The sequence below is a fragment of the Bradyrhizobium sp. genome (assembly GCF_049586575.1).
In the GTDB taxonomy this organism is placed as follows: Bacteria; Pseudomonadota; Alphaproteobacteria; order Rhizobiales; family Xanthobacteraceae; genus Bradyrhizobium.
The window spans coordinates 1-2,090 of the sequence record NZ_JBAVCF010000049.1 but is presented as its reverse complement, the minus strand read 5'-3'; the positions used below and the strand labels follow the sequence as shown (position 1 = coordinate 2,090).

1 protein-coding gene is annotated in these 2,090 nt (G+C 64.3%); it reads left to right on the top strand.

Features of this window, described 5'->3' with window-relative positions:
- Positions 1-660 precede the first annotated feature (660 nt).
- Positions 661-2,090: caspase family protein (locus WB528_RS01640; protein WP_423886690.1), on the top strand; the 1,430-nt coding region annotated here is incomplete at its 3' end.

The following is a 2,090-nucleotide window of genomic DNA, read 5'->3' as shown; positions in this document are numbered from 1 at the left end:
TCAGCGTCGGGATATCAGGCCCACACGACTTCGCCGTCCGCATGAGCGTCGCTCGTCTTGCGACACCGCCGCGTCCACCGCATCCCGCACCAACGTTTCGTGACGATCGCGAAGCGCCCCTCTCGATGGGCACGGGACGGCCGGGCTTCTAACGGTGATTTGACCGACATCGCAAGCGAAAGCGCCTGCGACACGATGGCACGACGGGCAAATCAGTTGCGTCCGTCAATTGCGTGTCAAGAACGATCTGCGCCGCGATCTCTTCATCCTCCCCCTTGCGGGGAGCGTGGCGCTTCGTGAACGTAGCGAACGATGCGCCGGGTGGGGGTGCGCGAGGCGCAGTATTGGCACATCGGCGCCAGTTGCGGCGCCTCAAACCACGATATAGCCGGTGAATCGTTCGAGATGCAGCGTGCAAGGCAAGCCGCCGGCAACGCCGTTGCTTCATTGGATGCTGTTGCGCTCAAAGTAATTCGCGCTGCTTCCTTGACACCGTTTCGCCTGCCATGGCCTGATTGCGCCCGGAAGTGCCAGTCAGGCTGGCCCGCCTATGCAGGCGAGGGTTGAGAGATACCGCTTACGTGGGTCCTTTGTTCAAGGGACGTTCAGAGAGCGCGGGTTTAAATCGGCCCGCCATTTTCGAAGAGTGGGGAAGACCTCATGCGGCGCGCGCACATTATCTTGTTTTCACTCTCTCTCAGTCTGCTGACGTTCCCCGGCCTCGCCGGTCCGGCGGCGGCCCAGAAACCGCCGGAGGAGAAGCGCATTGCGCTGGTGGTCGGCGACGGCAATTACGAAAAGGCCCCGCTGGCCACCGCCGCCAACGACGCCGGCCTGATCGCGCAAACCCTGCAAGCCGCGGGTTTCGATGTCATCGGGGCGCGCGACCTCGATGCCGATGGCTTGCGCAACAGCATCCGCGATTTCATGGCCAAGGCGCAGGCCGATCCTGCCAACACGGTGGCGATGATCTATCTCTCCGGCTATGGCATCCAGCTCGCCGGTGAGAATTATTACATCCCGGTCGATGCCAAGATCGCCCGCGACACCGATATTCCGATCGAAGGATTGCGGATCAGCGACTACACGCGCCAGCTCGCCTCCATTTCCGTGAAGGTGAGCATCGTCGTGCTCGATGTGGCAAGGCAACAGCCCTTCATCGAAGGCGGCAATCCGATTGCCGGCGGGCTCGCGCTGGTCGATCCGTCGCCGAACATGCTGATTGCCTTCAACGCCGCGCCGGGCACCATCGGCCCCAACGACACAGGCAATTATGGCGTCTATGCGCAGTCGCTGGCGGAAATGATCCGCACCGGCGGACTGCAACTGCCCGAATTGTTCGACAAGCTGCGTCTGCGCGTCAGCGAGACCAGCAAGGGCGCGGAAGTGCCGTGGGACGACCAGAAGCTCAGCGTGCCATTCACCTTCTTCGATCGTGCCGCCGACGCGCCGCCGGTGCAGGGCTCGCCCGATCAGGTCGCCGCGATCCGCGACAAGCCGTTGCGCGATCTCGGCGCGCAGGACGCTTTCACCGCCGCGCTGACCCGCGACACTTTCCAGGCCTATAACGATTTCCTTGCCGCCTATCCCGGCGATCCGCTGGCGAAGCGGGTGAGGGCCATTCTCGCGGCGCGGCGCGAGGCGATCACGTGGCGCCGCACGTATCTCGCCGATACGCCCGATGCCTATTGGTCGTATCTGCGCCGCTATCCGCAAGGACCGCATGCATGGGATGCGCGGCGTCGCCTTGCGATCCTGTCCGCGGCGCTGGAGCCGCCGCCGTCCTTTGCGATGATGGACTATGACGTGCCGCCGCCACCGCCCGACGAGATCGTCTATGTCGATCGCCCGGTGTTCTATTTCGGCGATCCCGAGTTCGACTTCGCGCCGCCGCCGCCGCCGCCGGTGTATTTCCTGGGTCCCCCGCCGGACGATTTCGTGGTGCTGGCGCCGCCGATCCTCGCGATCGGAGCGGTCGGGCTGTTCCTCCTGCCGCGGCCGGCGTTCGTGCCGATGCCGGGATTTGTCAGGCCGCCGGCCTATGTGCGGGCGCCGCCCGGCAACGTCATCTTCAACAACATCCACAACAC